Here is a 14,991-nt window from a genome sequence, read left to right on the forward strand (position 1 = left end):
GCTATCTCCTTAAGCAGAATCGTCGTGGAAGTGTACCTGGATGGCGGGGGACTTCGCGCAATAAAGCACGAAATGTAGCGTTTTAGTGTCGAAAACAGTGTTCGATGTAAGGTATCCTATCTTATCCCTTGCTCCCGCTAAAGCGCAGTGAGGCTTCCTTCTTGTTTGCCGTTGACCTTAAGAGATTGCCATGGCCCGTCCTAGACAGCATGCGCCCGATGCCCTCCATGCGCAGGTCATGCACGCTTGTGATGAGTGGTTGGCTGAGCAGCCAGTCCATGGTCTCTCACTGCGTGCCCTGGCCAGAGAGGTCGGCTGTGCCCCCAGCACCCTATTGAAGCTATATGGCAGCTTCAATAATTTATTGCAGCACGTCAATGTGGAAACGTTGGCGCGTTTACAGCACACCATTACCAGCCTGATCGACGATGATCCAGAGCCATGGCTACGTTCGCTGGCGCGTGCCTACTGGCGGTTCGCCGAGCAGGATTGTTACCGCTGGCAGTTGCTGTTTGATTACCCGCTGGCCCAAGAAGGCGAGCTTGATCAGCGCCAGAGCGATTTGATCGAAGCGTTGTTTACCCAAGTAGAAGCGTCGCTTAAATCCTACCAGCCAGCGCTGGATGATCTCGAAGCCCGCCGTTTGGGGCGCACGCTGTGGGGCAGCGTTCATGGGTTAGTCCAGCTGGGGCTTAATGAGCGATTGGGCTATTGGCAGGGTCAGCAATTAAAAGTAGATGAGCTGCTGGATCAACTGATGAGTACCATTCTGGCGGGCCTACGCCATCGTGAGGCGGCGACGTGAGTGGGTGGGTCAATGCGGCTCGCCAGGCGCTGCGCTGGTTGATTTTTGTCTCAATGCGCCTCTGCTACCGGCTGCAGGTGCATGGGCGTGAGCATATCCCCAAGCAGGGGGCCGCGCTGGTGGTGTGTAACCACGTCAGTTTTATGGATGCCTTGGTGCTAGGCGGTGCTAGCCCCCGACCGCTGCGCTTTGTGATGGATCAACCGATTTTTGACTCGCCTTGGCTTAAATGGTGGTTTCAACTGGTTGGCGCAATCCCTATTGAGTCTGAGCGGCGCAGCCCCGGCGCCCTGAGGCGCGCTCTGGATGACGTGAGCTCAGCGCTGCGCCAGGGGCAGGTTGTGATGGTCTTTCCTGAAGGGCGATTGACCCCTGATGGCGAAATTCACGCCTTTCGGCGTGGCCTAGAGGCTATTCTCGCCAGGGACGATGTGCCGGTGGTTCCGGCAGGGTTAGCAGGCTTGTGGGGGTCGTGGACATCTCACCATGATGGCAAGGCGCTAAAGAAGTGCCCTAAGCGTTTTCGGGCGCCGGTGAGCCTGCACTTTGGGCCCCCGCTCAACCGTCTGGACGCCGATGACATAGCGCTGCGGCGGTTTCTCGAAGCGCGGGTTAGGGCGCTAAAGGCAGCGGCTGATCAGGATCTGGCTAATCGCCGCTAATTCGTTTATGACTGACTAGCGCCGTGGCGCCCGCAGCTTTTGCCAGCAGCGCGCTGAGGTAATGAGATTATCGCGGATCTCCAGAATCTCCATGCGCATATTGCCGATCTGTAAGCATGCTGGGCCTTCTGGGAAAGCTTCAAGGTGCTCAAGAATCAATCCATTGAGCGTTTTGGGGCCATCGGTAGGCAACTGCCAGCCGAGCATCTTGTTAATCTCACGAATATTGGCGGTGCCTTCAATCACATGGCTGCCGTCGTCCTGCTGGTGAATCTCTTCATCTTCAGAGACATCGGTGGTGAACTCGCCCACTATCTCTTCCAGAATATCTTCCAGGGTGACCAAGCCCTCTACGTCGCCGTACTCATCCACCACAATGCCGATGCGCCGTTTCTGCTTTTGAAAATTGAGCAGTTGGGTATGGAGCGGTGTGGACTCGGGAATAAAGTAGGGCTCCCGTGCCTCTTGAACAATCGATGCCTTGGTAACTTCGTCCCGGGAGAGAAAGCGTGCCGCGTTGCGCAGATGCAGCATGCCGATAATATTATTGATATCACCTTTATAAACCGGTAGCCGGGTATGCTGGCTGGTGCGAATCTGGGTCAAAATATCTTCGAGCGAATCATCCAGGTCGATACCCAGCACTTCGTGGCGTGGCACCATGATGTCGTTCACGGTGACGTTCTCAAGATCGAGAATAGATAGCAGCATTGCCCGGTGGCGGTAGGGGATCAGCGTGCCCGCTTCGTGAACCACCGTGCGCAGCTCATCACGGGTCAGGCTATCGCCCCCGTTATCAACGCTTTTAACGCCCACCAACCGGAGCAGGCCGTTAGACATCACGTTAACCAGCCATACGAGCGGGTAAAGCAGCTTTAGCAGCGGCTCAAGGGCGTAGGAGGTCGGGTAGGCGATCCGCTCGGGTTTAATCGCGGCGTAGGTCTTCGGCGTTACTTCGGCAAAAATAAGAATCGTGATGGTCAACAGAGCAGTAGAGATTGCAGGCCCAGATACGTCGCCGAAGAAGTGAATGGCGATAATGGTCGCAATTGAGGCCGCCAGGTTGTTGACGAAGTTGTTGCCGATCAGGATAACGCCAATCAGGCGGTCTGGGCGGGTGAGCAGGCGCATGACCCGTTTGGCTCTGCGGTCACCGCTGTTGGCTTGATGGCTCAAGCGGTAGCGGTTAATCGACATCATGCCGGTTTCAGAGCTGGAGAAAAACGCAGAAAGCAGTATCAGTAAGGCTAGCAGGCCGAACAGTAACCCCAGGGGGAAGTCGTCGCTCAAGTCGAAAAGTCCTTTGTGGCGGATTAGGCTCGATTTGTAGAAGGTAGCGAGTAGTGTGTCAAGACAACCAAAGGCGCGGTAACGCCCGCGGTAGCGGTTGAGCCGCTATCGATTGAGTACAACCTCAAGTACGAACTTACTGCCAAAGTAGGCCAGCACCAGCAGGCCGCAACCGCCCAGTGTCCAGCGCACGGCACGCATGCCGCGCCAACCAAAGCGATAACGACCAACCAACAGGGTCGTGAAGATTATCCAGGCCAGTAGCGAGAGTACGGTTTTGTGTGCCAAGTGCTGGGCAAAGAAATTGTCCAGGAAAATAAGCCCGCTAGCGATGGAGAGCGTCAGTAGGATAATGCCCGCCCACACCAGCTCGAACAGCACCCGTTCCATCGTGGTCAGCGGTGGCAGCGACTGCACAATGCCGCGAATATGATGGTGGCGCAGCGCCTGGTTCTGTAGGCCGACCAGCACCGCTTGGACGGCGGCAATCGCCAGCACGGCAAACGCCAGCGCTGAACTTATCGCATGCAATAAAATGCCCGGTGTAAGCCCGGTATGGCCGCCCTGATTCGGCAGCCACGTGGCGGCGAGTAGTGCAATACCCGCCAGCGGGAAGAGTGCAATCCCGGCGTTAAGCACCGGTTTAAACAGGCTGGCAACTAGCACGACGTTGACCGCAACCGCCATCAGCAATGTGGCGCTGGTGGTAAAGCCGGGCAGTAGGCCAGGGGATTGGCCGACTAATTTGACCACCACAGGAATGTGCAGCAGTAAGCCCAGCACAGCGAGCAGGCGCACCATGCCCTGGCGAGGCGGCACACGCCGGAACAGCGTCATGCCTTGCCAAATGGCAGCGGCAACATAAAGAACAAAAGCAATCGTGGCGAAAGGTAGCGCCTGCATGATGCTATCCGTGCGCCTTGCAGCGCGTTGCGGTGAATAAATAAACGAATTAAGTGTGATTACGACGAGAATCTATCCAACTACTATAACTAATCCAAGCGGCGTCGCCCAGCGGGGTGGGCGTACGAAAATAGCCAGGGGTACTGAATGTACCCCATGGAGACTCAAAGCATGAGCGCGTATAATCTTTTTACTAATGAGTCCAGGGCGTGCGCGCCGACGGCAGTGACGGAGGCAGAGAGGCCCCATGTTCCAGAATCTAAGTGAGCGTCTTTCCCAGACGTTAAAGTCGATCAAGGGTCAGGCTCGCCTGACCGACGACAATATTAAAGATACCCTGCGCGAAGTACGCCGCGCACTGCTTGAGGCCGACGTAGCACTGCCGGTCATCAAGGAGTTTATTGAGCGCGTGCGCGAGCGGGCGGTCGGGCAGGAAGTATCCAAAAGCCTGTCGCCAGGCCAGCAGTTCGTCAAAATCGTCCAGCAAGAGCTGGAAGCGATTATGGGCGAAGCCAACGACGGCTTTGTGCTTAAGGGTTCCCCCGCCGTTGTATTGATGGCCGGCCTACAGGGTGCGGGTAAAACCACCTCGGTGGCCAAACTGGCCCGCTACCTGCGCGAACGCGAGAAGAAGAAAGTCTTGGTAGTGTCTGCCGACGTTTATCGCCCGGCAGCCATCGACCAGCTCGAAACCCTGGCCAAAGAAGTCGAAGTGGATTTCTTCCCCTCGCGCTCTGACCAGCAGCCGGTGGCGATTGCCGAAGCGGCCATCAAGCACGCCAAGATCCAGTTTCACGATGTGGTGCTGATTGATACCGCCGGTCGACTGGCGATTGATGAAGCCATGATGGCGGAGATCCAGGCACTGCATAAAGCGGTCTCGCCTCAGGAAACGCTGTTTGTCGTCGACGCCATGACCGGCCAGGATGCTGCCAATACCGCCAAGGCGTTCAGCGAAGCGCTGCCGCTAACCGGTGTGATTCTGACCAAAGCGGACGGTGATGCTCGTGGCGGTGCGGCGCTGTCTGTGCGTCACATTACCGGTAAACCGATCAAATTTATGGGTGTCGGTGAAAAAGTCGACGCCCTGGAGCCGTTCCACCCAGACCGAGTCGCCTCGCGCATCCTGGGGATGGGCGACATGCTGTCGCTGATCGAGGAAGCCGAGCGCACCGTCGATAAGTCCAAAGCCGAGAAGTTGGCCAAAAAGGTCAAGAAGGGTGATGGCTTTGACCTGGAAGATTTTCGCGATCAGCTCCAGCAGCTCAAGAAGATGGGCGGTATGGGTGGCCTAATGGGCAAGTTGCCGGGTATGGGGCAGATGGCTGAGATGGCTCAAGGCCCTGGTCCCGAGAAAGAGCTGGGCAAGTTGGAAGCACTAATTAATTCCATGACGCCTAAAGAGCGCCGCAAGCCCGACATTATCAATGGCTCGCGCAAGCGCCGCATTGCCTCGGGGGCCGGTCTGCAAGTGCCTGACCTCAATCGCCTGCTTAAGCAGCATAAGCAGATGCAGAAAATGATGAAGAAAGCAGGCCAGAAGGGCGGCATGCAGAAAATGATGCGTGGCATGTCCGGCATGATGGGTGGCGGCGGCCCAGGTGGGCCCGGTGGAATGGGCGGCCCCGGTGGATTGCCGCGGCGCTAAGACGCCAATAGTAACGTACTGATGCGCTTGGTGAGGTTGACGACCTATCAGTTTTCTGGCTGTCAGGCTTTCCAAGCCGGGCGCATTTGCGTAGAATGCGGCCTCTTCATGCGTGGGTGCTGCCCAAATACGTCAAAACGTAGCAGTAGCAGCGCTCAATGAAGGCCTTAATGGTGTTAAAAAAGGTCATGCAAGCCGCTTTATGTGGTCGTGTGCCAGTTTAGCGCCAAGAAAACAGCACGACGAGTGTTCCGATAGCGGTTAGCGCTATAAACACACTCTCGTAACCTCAACCGAAGGATAGTTATCGTATGGTTACCATTCGTTTGGCCCGTGGTGGCGCCAAGAAGCGTCCCTTTTACCACCTGACCGTTACCGACTCGCGTAACGCTCGCGACGGTCGTTTCATCGAGCGTATCGGCTTCTTCAACCCGGTTGCCCGTGGTCAGGAAGAGCGTCTGCGCGTTGACCTAGACCGCGTTGTTCACTGGCAGAGCCAAGGCGCCCAGCTGTCTGGTCGTGTTGCTGAGCTGGTAAAAGAAGCACGCAAACAGGCCTAAGCCTGATTTTGAGTCTTGTTGTCTGAGACTTATTGTGTGAGAAAGTGAGTGCTGGGTAGCTGAGGTCGTCGATGACGCGTTTTGAAATAAGCCAAACTGACGACACGCATGTGGTGCTAGGCAAGCTGACTAGCCCTTATGGGGTGAAAGGTTGGCTCAAGGTGTACTCCTACACTAGCCCAATGGACAGCATTCTTGAATACCCGGAATGGTGGGTGCGCCAAGGTGAAACCCTGAAGCGCATAAGCATTGTTCAAGGGCGTCGGCAGGGCAAAGGACTTGTGGTGCAGCTTAAAGGGGTCGATGACCGTAGTGCGGCGGAAGCATTAGCCCAAACGGATATCTTGATGCCCAAAGAGGCGCTGCCTGAGCTTTCCGACGATGAGTATTATTGGCATGAGCTTGAAGGCATGGCGGTCTTCACTCAGGCCGGCGAACGGCTAGGACGGGTAAGCTACCTGTTTGAAACCGGCGCCAACGATGTCATGGTGGTTCGCGGCGATTCAGAGTCAATCGACAAGCGCGAGCGACTGCTGCCATTTTTGCCAGACGACGTCATTATCGAAATCAGTTCCCAAGAGGGCCGTATGGTCGTCGATTGGGATCCTGAGTTTTGACCAAACTTATGAACAGTTTGAGCAATGATGCATCTACCGACTCAACCGAGTTGGATAGTGGCAACGCGCCGGAAACGGCGAGCGAAGCAGCAGTGCCTGCAATGTGGATTGGTGTAGTGTCGTTGTTTCCTGAGATGTTCGACGCGCTCACGCAACAGGGTGTGGTCGGCAGAGCGGTAGAAAAACAGCGTATTGCACTGGAGTTTTGGAACCCGCGGGATTATGCCACTGACCGCCACCGCAGCGTCGATGACCGCCCCTATGGTGGTGGTCCAGGCATGTTGATGAAAGTCGACACCCTGCGCGCAGCGATCTTTGCCGCCCGGGAACGGGCGCAGAAAGCCACCGGCTTAGTGCCGACGGTGATCTACCTCTCGCCCCAGGGGCGTAAGCTGGATCAGCAGGGCGTTCAAGCACTGGCTTCCGCCGGGCCTTTAGTGGTCGTGGCAGGGCGCTATGAAGGCATTGATGAACGCGTGGTGGAGAGTGACATCGATGAAGAGTGGTCGATTGGCGACTATGTGTTGAGCGGCGGTGAGCTGCCAGCGATGGTGCTGATTGATGCAGCGGCAAGGCTGATTCCCGGTGTACTGGGTCATCAGGATTCCGCTATCGAAGACTCGTTTAATGACGGTCTGTTAGACTGCCCGCACTATACCCGTCCAGAAGTCATCGACGGGCGCCAAGTGCCGGATGTGCTGTTAAGCGGTAATCATGCAGCCATCAAGCGCTGGCGGTTAAAGCAGTCACTCGGGCGTACATGGCAGCGTCGTCCAGACCTGTTGGAAGGGCGGCCGTTAGATGCCGAACAGCGTAAGCTGTTGAACGAGTTTATCGAAGAACACGCTCTGTCAGCTAAAACTGAGTAGGCCAGAGCGGCGGTGCAGGGCGTATGCGCACCTGTGTCACCCATAACGACTCCCGCGTAGCTCGTTTCGAGCGCCGGGATCACGGCTTCCGCCACCCATGATTGAGCGGTCAAGCCAACACGTTATTCAGGAGTATGATGATGAGCAGTAAAAGCAAAGTGATCCAGGCGATCGAATCTGAGCAAATGGGCAAAGAAATTCCTCCCTTTGCCCCCGGCGACACCATTGTCGTTCAGGTAAAAGTAAAAGAAGGTACTCGCGAGCGTCTGCAGGCGTTTGAAGGTGTCGTCATCGGTAAGCGTAACCGTGGCCTGAACTCCGCTTTCACCGTGCGTAAAATTTCTCACGGCGTTGGCGTTGAGCGTACCTTCCAGACCTACAGCCCGCTGGTTGACTCTATCGAAGTCAAGCGTCGCGGTGACGTGCGTCAAGCCAAGCTTTACTACCTGCGCGAGCGCAGTGGTCGTTCTGCACGTATCAAGGAAAAGCTGGCTTAAACGCCACTGCTCCTCGGGCGCACGCTGTTCTCGAACAGGCGTCGCGCCCGGATACCAAGACCCCGTCACCGCTTTGCGGGGCGGGGTTTTGTTTATCCGCTCAACAAAAGCGGCTTGAGGTGACTAACGTATGAGCGTTATCGATGCATTTTTAGATGCTCTTTGGCTTGAGCAGGGCGCCAGCGATCATACGTTAGCCGCCTATCGGCGTGATTTAACCGCCTGGCAGAGCCACCTGGAGAGCCACGGTGAAGCCCTTCTGGCGCCGCCGCCGGAGCGCCTCAGTGAGTGGCTGGCCAGTCGCCGGGAGGAGGGGTATCAACTGCGCAGTAATGCCCGGCTGCTGTCGACGCTGCGCAGCTTCTACCGTTGGGGGCGTTTAAACAACCAAGTGGAAAGTGACCCACTGACTGATATCAAACTACCGCGGGTCATACCCGGCTTGCCTAATACCTTGGAAGAGGACGAGGTTGAGCGCCTACTCTTGGCGCCGGATACGGAGACTCCTTTGGGGGTTCGTGACCGTGCCATGCTGGAGCTGCTGTACGCCTGTGGCTTACGGGTATCAGAGCTGGTAGGGCTCACTGGTGATGCGGTCAATCTGCGCCAAAACGTGGTTAGGGTGCGTGGTAAAGGCGATAAAGACCGCTTGGTTCCCATGGGCGAAGAGGCCGCAGATTGGCTGGCGCACTATATGCAGACTGCACGGTTGGCGCTGATGAGCGACCCAACACGCCCCGCGCTGTTTCCTGGGCGGGGTGACAAAGCGATGACCCGGCAAACGTTTTGGCACCGGATTAAGGTGCATGCCATAACGGCAGGGATTACCCGGCCACTGTCGCCCCATACGCTTCGCCATGCATTTGCCACCCATTTATTGAATCATGGGGCCAATTTGCGGGTCGTACAGCTGCTGCTGGGTCATAGCGATCTGTCGACGACCCAAATTTATACCCATGTAGCCCAGGCGCGCTTGGAAAGCCTACATGCTGAACATCACCCACGAGGTTGAATTGATGATGCGTCAACGCCGTTTTGTAACACTACCTTTACTGACACCTTCCTCGATGCTGGCGTGTTTGCTAACTGCCAGCCTGCTACCTTCCGCTGCACAGGCTGACGACGTGGCAGATCGTTTGGCTGAATCACTTAGCGTCAATGGCCAGTCGATGCCCGTGGAAGTGGTCACCGAAACGCCTATGGATGGCGTTTATCACGTGCGGTTGGAGAACGGCGAATCTTTCTACTCCAATGCAGACGGCAGCCACTTCCTGGTCGGTGACCTATATGAAAATGCACCCGACGGGTTGGTCAACTTAACCGAGCAAGAGCAGAACCAAGAGCGTGCAGATGCGCTAGCGGCAGTACCTGAGAGTGAGCTAGTGATCTTCCGCGGTGCCGAAGAACCGAAAGCAACAGTGACGGTATTTACCGATCCTACTTGCCCCTATTGCGCGCGGTTACACGACACCATTCCGGAGTTGAATGAGCGTGGTATCGCCATTCACTATATGGCCTTTCCCCGTGCGGGTATGGGCAGCCAGGCTGCCACCATGCTGCAGCAGGTGTGGTGCTCGGATAATCGCAGTGAAGCGATGACTCAAGCCAAAGAGGGCGAGACTATTTCCAGCGCAGCAGACTGCGACAATCCTGTGGCGGGGCAGTATGATCTGGGTAAGGCGCTGGGTGTACAGGGCACGCCAGCAATTATTTTGCCCAATGGGCAACTGGTGCCGGGCTTTGTGCCCCCCGAGCGGCTCTTTGCCATGTTAGGCTTAGATGACGAATGACGTCACATTGAAAGATAATACAAAGCGCTGAGGCACGGTCTTTAAGATCGAATTCAAAACCGTAATTAAGGCCAGCACCACCAGGTGCACAACACGAAAGGGGAAGTATTTTGAAACCGGTAAGAGTAGGTATTTGTGGTCTAGGTACTGTCGGTGGCGGCACCTTTAACGTATTGACTCGCAACGCTGATGATATTGCGCGTCGTGCTGGCCGCCCTATTGTGATTGAGCAGGTTGCTCACCGCAGTATTCATCCTGACTGCGATATTACCGGCATCAATGCCACCTCCGATGTGTTTGAAGTCGCGACCAACCCCAATGTGGATGTCCTGGTGGAGCTCGTTGGCGGTTACGATATCGCCCGCGAGCTGGTGCTCACCGCCATTGAAAACGGCAAGCACGTGGTCACCGCCAACAAGGCGCTGATTGCGGTGCACGGCAACGAAATCTTCAAAGCCGCTCACGAAAAGGGCGTCATCGTAGCATTCGAAGCTGCAGTCGCAGGCGGCATCCCGGTGATCAAATCGCTGCGCGAAGGCTTGGGTGCCAACCGCATTGAATGGGTAGCGGGGATTATCAACGGCACCGGCAACTATATTCTTACCCATATGCGCGATGAAGGCCGCGCCTTTGAGGACGTGCTCGCGGAAGCTCAAGCGCTAGGCTACGCCGAATCTGACCCCACCTTTGACGTGGAAGGTATCGATGCGGCACACAAACTGACGATTTTGGCCTCGATTGCCTACGGCGTGCCGCTGCAGTTCGAGAAAGCCTTCACCGAAGGCATTTCACGGATTACTGCGGAAGACGTCGAGCAAGCCGACAACCTTGGCTACGTGATCAAGCACCTGGGTATCTCCAAGCGTACCGATCAAGGCCTGGAACTGCGGGTTCACCCCACGCTGATTCCTAAAGAGCGCCTGCTGGCCAATGTTCATGGCGTAAAAAATGCTATTGCAGTAATGGGCGACGCGGTAGGGCCGACGCTCTACTACGGCGCTGGCGCCGGCGCCGAGCCGACTGCATCAGCGGTGGTGGCCGATTTACTCGACGTGGCGCGGGATATCTCCACCGAGCACCGCTACCGGGTGCCGTACCTGGCGTTTAGCGGCATCGACGAAGATGTCAGCCAACTGCCCATCATGCCGATGGAAGATATCATCACGGCCTACTACCTGCGCCTGCTGGCGGTGGATCGCCCCGGCGTGTTGGCGCGGGTGGCCACGATTCTATCTGAGCAGGGCATCTCGATCGAGGCACTGATTCAGAAAGAGGCGACCGAAGGCGAGCTGGTGCCGATCATTCTGCTCACACACCGTACTAAAGAGAAGCAGATGAACGCAGCGATTCGCGAAATCGAATCCATGGCCGATATTGCGGGCCCCGTCACGCGTATTCGCGTGGAAAGCTTGAGTGAAGGGGAGTAAGCCTAGATGCGCTATATCAGCACGCGCGGGCAGGCGCCCGCGCTCTCCTTTGAAGAAGTGGTGCTCACCGGTATGGCCAGCGACGGCGGCCTCTATGTGCCGGAAACAATGCCTGAGTTCTCCCGGGGAGAGCTGGCCGACATGGCCGGGCTCTCCTATGCGGAAATCGCCTTTAGGGTGATGAAGCCGTTTGTGAACGGTGAGATCGACGACGAGACCTTCCGCAACATCGTGACCGAGGCCTACGCGACCTTTAATCACGACGCCGTGCTGCCGCTCAAACAGCTGGATGCCAACCACTTCCTGCTTGAGCAGTTCCACGGCCCGACCCTGGCATTTAAAGACGTAGCGCTACAGCTGCTCGGCCGCCTGCTCGACCACTTCCTGAAAAAGCGTGGCGAGCGTGCGGTGATCATGGGTGCGACCTCTGGCGATACCGGCTCGGCGGCGATTGAAGGCTGTCGCCACTGCGACAACCTGGATATCTTTATCCTGCACCCGCACAACCGGGTCTCGGAAGTACAGCGCCGACAAATGACCTCGGTGCTGGCCAATAACGTCTTCAATATTGCCATCGAAGGCAATTTCGATGACGCCCAGGCGATGGTCAAGGCCAGCTTTGCCGATCAGTCGTTCCTCAACGGTACTCGCTTGGTCGCGGTGAACTCGATCAACTGGGCGCGCATTATGGCGCAGATCGTTTACTACATCGCCTCCGGCGTTGCGCTGGGTGCGCCGCACCGTGAAGTGAGCTTCTGCGTGCCGTCGGCTAACTTCGGCAACGTGTTTGCTGGTTATATGGCCTACAAAATGGGCCTGCCGGTGAAGCAGTTCATCATCGCCACCAACGCCAACGACATTCTGCACCGCACGCTGGCCGCCAACGACTTCTCCAAAAAAGAGCTAGCGGCTACTTTAGCGCCCTCCATGGATATCGTTGTGTCATCTAACTTTGAGCGCCTGTTGTTTGACGCCTACGACCGCGATGGCTTGGCCGTGGCGGCGCTGCTTGAGCGCTTCCAGCAGGAACCCACGGCGCTGGCCGATGCGCCGCTGGCCAAGCTGCGCGAGAAGTTCTCCAGCTACAGCGTGGACGATGCGACGATTCTGGAAGTGATTCGCGACGCCCATAAACGCACTGGTGAAATGCTCGACCCGCACACCGCCACCGGCTATCGTGCTGCCGAGCGTGCCCGGGCAGATCAGTCAACGCCAATGATTACCCTCGCCACTGCGCACCCGGCTAAATTCGCCGAGGCCGTTGTGAAGGCGGGCTTCCTGGGCGTGCCACTGCCGCCGCATATGGAAGACCTGATTGAGCGCGAAGAGCGCTACACAGTGCTCCCTGCGGAACTTGCCGCCGTGCAGCAGTACGTTGCGGAAAACCGGCGTTGACGTATTAATGGCCTCAGTGACTGATTTACCCCATCGCACGCTGTCGTCTAGCAAGGCCGGGCCGCGCTTAGAGCCTCGTCCAGTGGATGAGGCGCTTTATGCCCGCGCTCAGGCGGAAGGCCTAAGCGAACTGCAGGCGCGTTTGCTGGCCTCGCGCTTGCCGGGCTACAGCGGTGAGTTGCTACCGTTAATCGCACCTAGCCTGCGTTATTTGGCCCACCCGGAGAAACTGGCTGACGGTCGCCGCGCCGCCGAACGTATCGCTCAGGCGGTGGCAGAGGGGGAGGCCATCGGCATTCTCACCGACTACGACGTGGATGGCATTACCTCCCACGTGGTGATTAAGCGCACGCTGGTGGAGCTGTTTGGGGTGCCAGAGGGCAAGCTACATAGCCTGATTGGCCACCGTATTCATGACGGCTATGGGATTAGCCTACCGCTGGTAGAGCGCACCTTGGCTCAAAAGCCGTTTCCGACCCTGGTGATTACCGCCGATTGTGGCAGCTCTGATGAGCCGCGTATCGCGCGATTAAAAGCGGCAGGTATCGACGTGGTAGTCAGCGACCACCACGCCCTGCCCAGTGAGGGGCCGCCAAGCTCGGCATTCGCCTGTGTTAACCCTACCCGTGATGACTGTGAGTATCCCGACAAAACCATCGCTGGCTGTATGGTGGCGTGGCTGTTGATGTCACTCGCCCGCGGCGTGCTGATCGAGTGGGGGGCGCTATCAGAATCGACGCCCAAGCTGTCGCCCTGGCTCTCCTACGTAGCTTTGGGCACCGTGGCTGACTGTGTCTCCCTGGGCGGCAGCCCCGCCAACCGCGCGGTGGTCAATCAAGGGTTAAAACTGATCAATCGTATGGATGCGGCGTGCTGGCGCGCTATGGCCACGCGCTTAGGCGCTGACAGTGTGCCGTTTAACGCCGAGACGTTAGCGTTTCAGATGGGGCCGCGTATCAATGCCCGCTCGCGGCTGGACGACCCCTACGCGGCGCTGCACTTTATGCTGGCCGAGAACGATGGGGTCGCCAATCGCCAGCTCGACGTGCTGGATCAGGATAACCAGTCCCGCAAAGCGATTGAGGCCGATATGGCCGCCGAGGCGCGCACTCTTGCCACAGCAGCTCTGGACGCTGATGAGCCCGCCGTGGTGGTGCTGCTTGAAGACGGGCACCCCGGCGTACAGGGTATCGTCGCCTCGCGATTGGTGCAGGCCTACGGGCGCCCGGCGCTGGTGCTAACACAAGCCTCGGCACCTGGCATGCTAACCGGCTCCGGCCGCTCGATTGATGGACTGCACCTGCGCGATGCCCTACAGCGTACCTTTGAGCTTGCTCCCCAGGCGCTGCCACGCTTTGGCGGTCATAGTGGTGCGGCAGGGGTGGGCGTGCCTCGGGATCAGCTTGACGTCTTTAAAGCGGCTTTCCTGAGGGCCGTAGGCGAACAGCTGGAGGGACGAACGCTCTATCCGCGCCTATGGACGGATGGCGAGCTCTCCACGGCACAGCTTTCGCTGACCACCTTGCAAGAGATAGAAACCCTTGGGCCCTACGGGCGGGAGTTTGATCCGCCGCTGTTTGAAGGCCGCTTTATTGTCGAGGCGCTGCGCCCGGTGGGTGCTGACGGCGCGCACCTGATGCTGGAACTCTCCACTGGCCCGGTGACCTGCAAAGCCATCTGGTTTCGTGCCTTAACGCCAGGGGAACTGCCTGGGTTTAACGTGGGGGATACACTGCACTGTGCTTATAAGCTTAACCGTAACCGCTGGCGCGGCCGCGAGACGCTGCAGTTGATGGTCGAGCACGCCAGCCCAATTTAAGCTGTACATTGCATCATCTACTGGCAACTTAAGTAAGGACGCCCCATGCGCGTGGAAGATTTACCCAAGGATCAGCATCGCCCCTATGAAGATATGATGGCGATGCTGCTGGGCACGTTCTTTGTCGCGCTGGGAGTGACCTTTTACACCCATGCGGTGCTATTGACCGGCAGTACGGCAGGCTTAGCGCTGCTGTTGAGCTACATCACCAGCAGCATTACCGGCTGGGGCTTTGGAGTGTACTTTTTTGCCATTAACCTGCCGTTTTACTACTTGGCGGTGAAGCGGATGGGGTGGAGTTTTACCCTACGCACCTTTGCCGCCATCGGCTTAGTATCGCTGTTTTCAGAGTTAACCCAAGGCTGGGTGCAATTTGCCAACGTGCCCTCGATCTACGCCGCCTTGATGGGCGGCGCGCTGATGGGCATTGGTATGCTGATGCTGTTTCGCCACCGTACCAGCCTGGGCGGTATCAATATCCTCGCGCTCTACTTACAGGATAAACACGGCCTGCGCGCAGGCTACGTTCAACTCGCCATCGATGGCGTTATTCTGTTGATTGCGTTAACGCAGCTACCGCTGGATCGTGTGGGTTATTCAGTGCTGGGAGCATTGACGCTAAACCTGATTATCGCCCTGAACCATAAGCCAGGGCGCTATATTGGGGTGAGCTAAAAACGTTTAGCCAAGCCAGAACCACCACACTATC

Annotated in this window: 15 protein-coding genes; 13 read left to right on the forward strand and 2 right to left on the reverse strand. The window is 57.3% G+C overall.

What is annotated here, in order from left to right:
* The first annotated feature begins 190 nt into the window (after positions 1-190).
* Together ACW17M_RS17220 and ACW17M_RS17225 are read left to right on the forward strand one after the other, a co-directional pair.
* Positions 191-805, forward strand: a complete 615-nt coding sequence (locus ACW17M_RS17220) for a TetR/AcrR family transcriptional regulator (RefSeq protein ID WP_027957733.1) — start codon at positions 191-193, stop codon at positions 803-805.
* 53 nt (positions 806-858) lie between these two features.
* Complete coding sequence (locus tag ACW17M_RS17225) at positions 859-1,467, forward strand: 1-acyl-sn-glycerol-3-phosphate acyltransferase (protein WP_202606382.1); 609 nt, start codon at positions 859-861, stop codon at positions 1,465-1,467.
* A gap of 15 nt (positions 1,468-1,482) precedes the next feature.
* On the opposite strand, the gene ACW17M_RS17230 is transcribed toward ACW17M_RS17225, so the two are convergent.
* Both ACW17M_RS17230 and ACW17M_RS17235 read right to left on the reverse strand, forming a co-directional pair.
* Positions 1,483-2,757, reverse strand: a complete 1,275-nt coding sequence (locus ACW17M_RS17230; RefSeq protein ID WP_009288263.1) for an HlyC/CorC family transporter — start codon at positions 2,755-2,757, stop codon at positions 1,483-1,485.
* 105 nt (positions 2,758-2,862) lie between these two features.
* On the reverse strand, positions 2,863-3,660 hold the full coding sequence (locus tag ACW17M_RS17235; RefSeq protein WP_009288264.1) for a cytochrome C assembly family protein: 798 nt from the start codon (positions 3,658-3,660) through the stop codon (positions 2,863-2,865).
* 247 nt (positions 3,661-3,907) lie between these two features.
* On the opposite strand from ACW17M_RS17235, the gene ffh reads away from it, so the two are divergent.
* From ffh to ACW17M_RS17290, 11 genes are all read left to right on the forward strand, one after another.
* Positions 3,908-5,308, forward strand: coding sequence for a signal recognition particle protein (gene ffh / locus ACW17M_RS17240; protein WP_027957735.1), 1,401 nt, complete (start codon positions 3,908-3,910; stop codon positions 5,306-5,308).
* Between the two features lie 311 nt (positions 5,309-5,619).
* Positions 5,620-5,868 (forward strand): 30S ribosomal protein S16, encoded by a 249-nt coding sequence (rpsP, locus tag ACW17M_RS17245; protein WP_007111767.1) that lies wholly within the window; start codon positions 5,620-5,622, stop codon positions 5,866-5,868.
* Between the two features lie 71 nt (positions 5,869-5,939).
* Positions 5,940-6,485, forward strand: coding sequence for a ribosome maturation factor RimM (rimM, locus tag ACW17M_RS17250; RefSeq protein WP_027957736.1), 546 nt, complete (start codon positions 5,940-5,942; stop codon positions 6,483-6,485).
* A gap of 101 nt (positions 6,486-6,586) precedes the next feature.
* Positions 6,587-7,354, forward strand: coding sequence for a tRNA (guanosine(37)-N1)-methyltransferase TrmD (gene trmD / locus ACW17M_RS17255; RefSeq protein ID WP_027957737.1), 768 nt, complete (start codon positions 6,587-6,589; stop codon positions 7,352-7,354).
* 140 nt (positions 7,355-7,494) lie between these two features.
* Entirely contained in the window at positions 7,495-7,851 is a 357-nt protein-coding gene (rplS, locus tag ACW17M_RS17260; protein ID WP_027957738.1) for a 50S ribosomal protein L19, read from the forward strand.
* Positions 7,852-7,981: 130 nt separating this feature from the next.
* The gene (xerD, locus tag ACW17M_RS17265; protein WP_009288267.1) at positions 7,982-8,863 is read left to right on the forward strand and encodes a site-specific tyrosine recombinase XerD; all 882 of its coding nucleotides are present in this window, start codon (positions 7,982-7,984) and stop codon (positions 8,861-8,863) included.
* Positions 8,838-9,641, forward strand: a complete 804-nt coding sequence (locus tag ACW17M_RS17270; RefSeq protein WP_039860374.1) for a DsbC family protein — start codon at positions 8,838-8,840, stop codon at positions 9,639-9,641. The genes xerD and ACW17M_RS17270 overlap by 26 nt, the downstream gene beginning before the upstream one ends.
* A gap of 110 nt (positions 9,642-9,751) precedes the next feature.
* On the forward strand, positions 9,752-11,068 hold the full coding sequence (locus ACW17M_RS17275) for a homoserine dehydrogenase (protein ID WP_009288268.1): 1,317 nt from the start codon (positions 9,752-9,754) through the stop codon (positions 11,066-11,068).
* A 6-nt stretch (positions 11,069-11,074) separates the two neighbouring features.
* Entirely contained in the window at positions 11,075-12,463 is a 1,389-nt protein-coding gene (gene thrC / locus ACW17M_RS17280; RefSeq protein WP_039860377.1) for a threonine synthase, read from the forward strand.
* 7 nt (positions 12,464-12,470) lie between these two features.
* Positions 12,471-14,282 (forward strand): single-stranded-DNA-specific exonuclease RecJ, encoded by a 1,812-nt coding sequence (locus tag ACW17M_RS17285; RefSeq protein WP_457547848.1) that lies wholly within the window; start codon positions 12,471-12,473, stop codon positions 14,280-14,282.
* A 45-nt stretch (positions 14,283-14,327) separates the two neighbouring features.
* Positions 14,328-14,957, forward strand: a complete 630-nt coding sequence (locus ACW17M_RS17290) for a YitT family protein (RefSeq protein WP_027957742.1) — start codon at positions 14,328-14,330, stop codon at positions 14,955-14,957.
* Positions 14,958-14,991 lie beyond the last annotated feature (34 nt).

Source organism: Vreelandella sp. 2A-K22 (assembly GCF_054065485.1).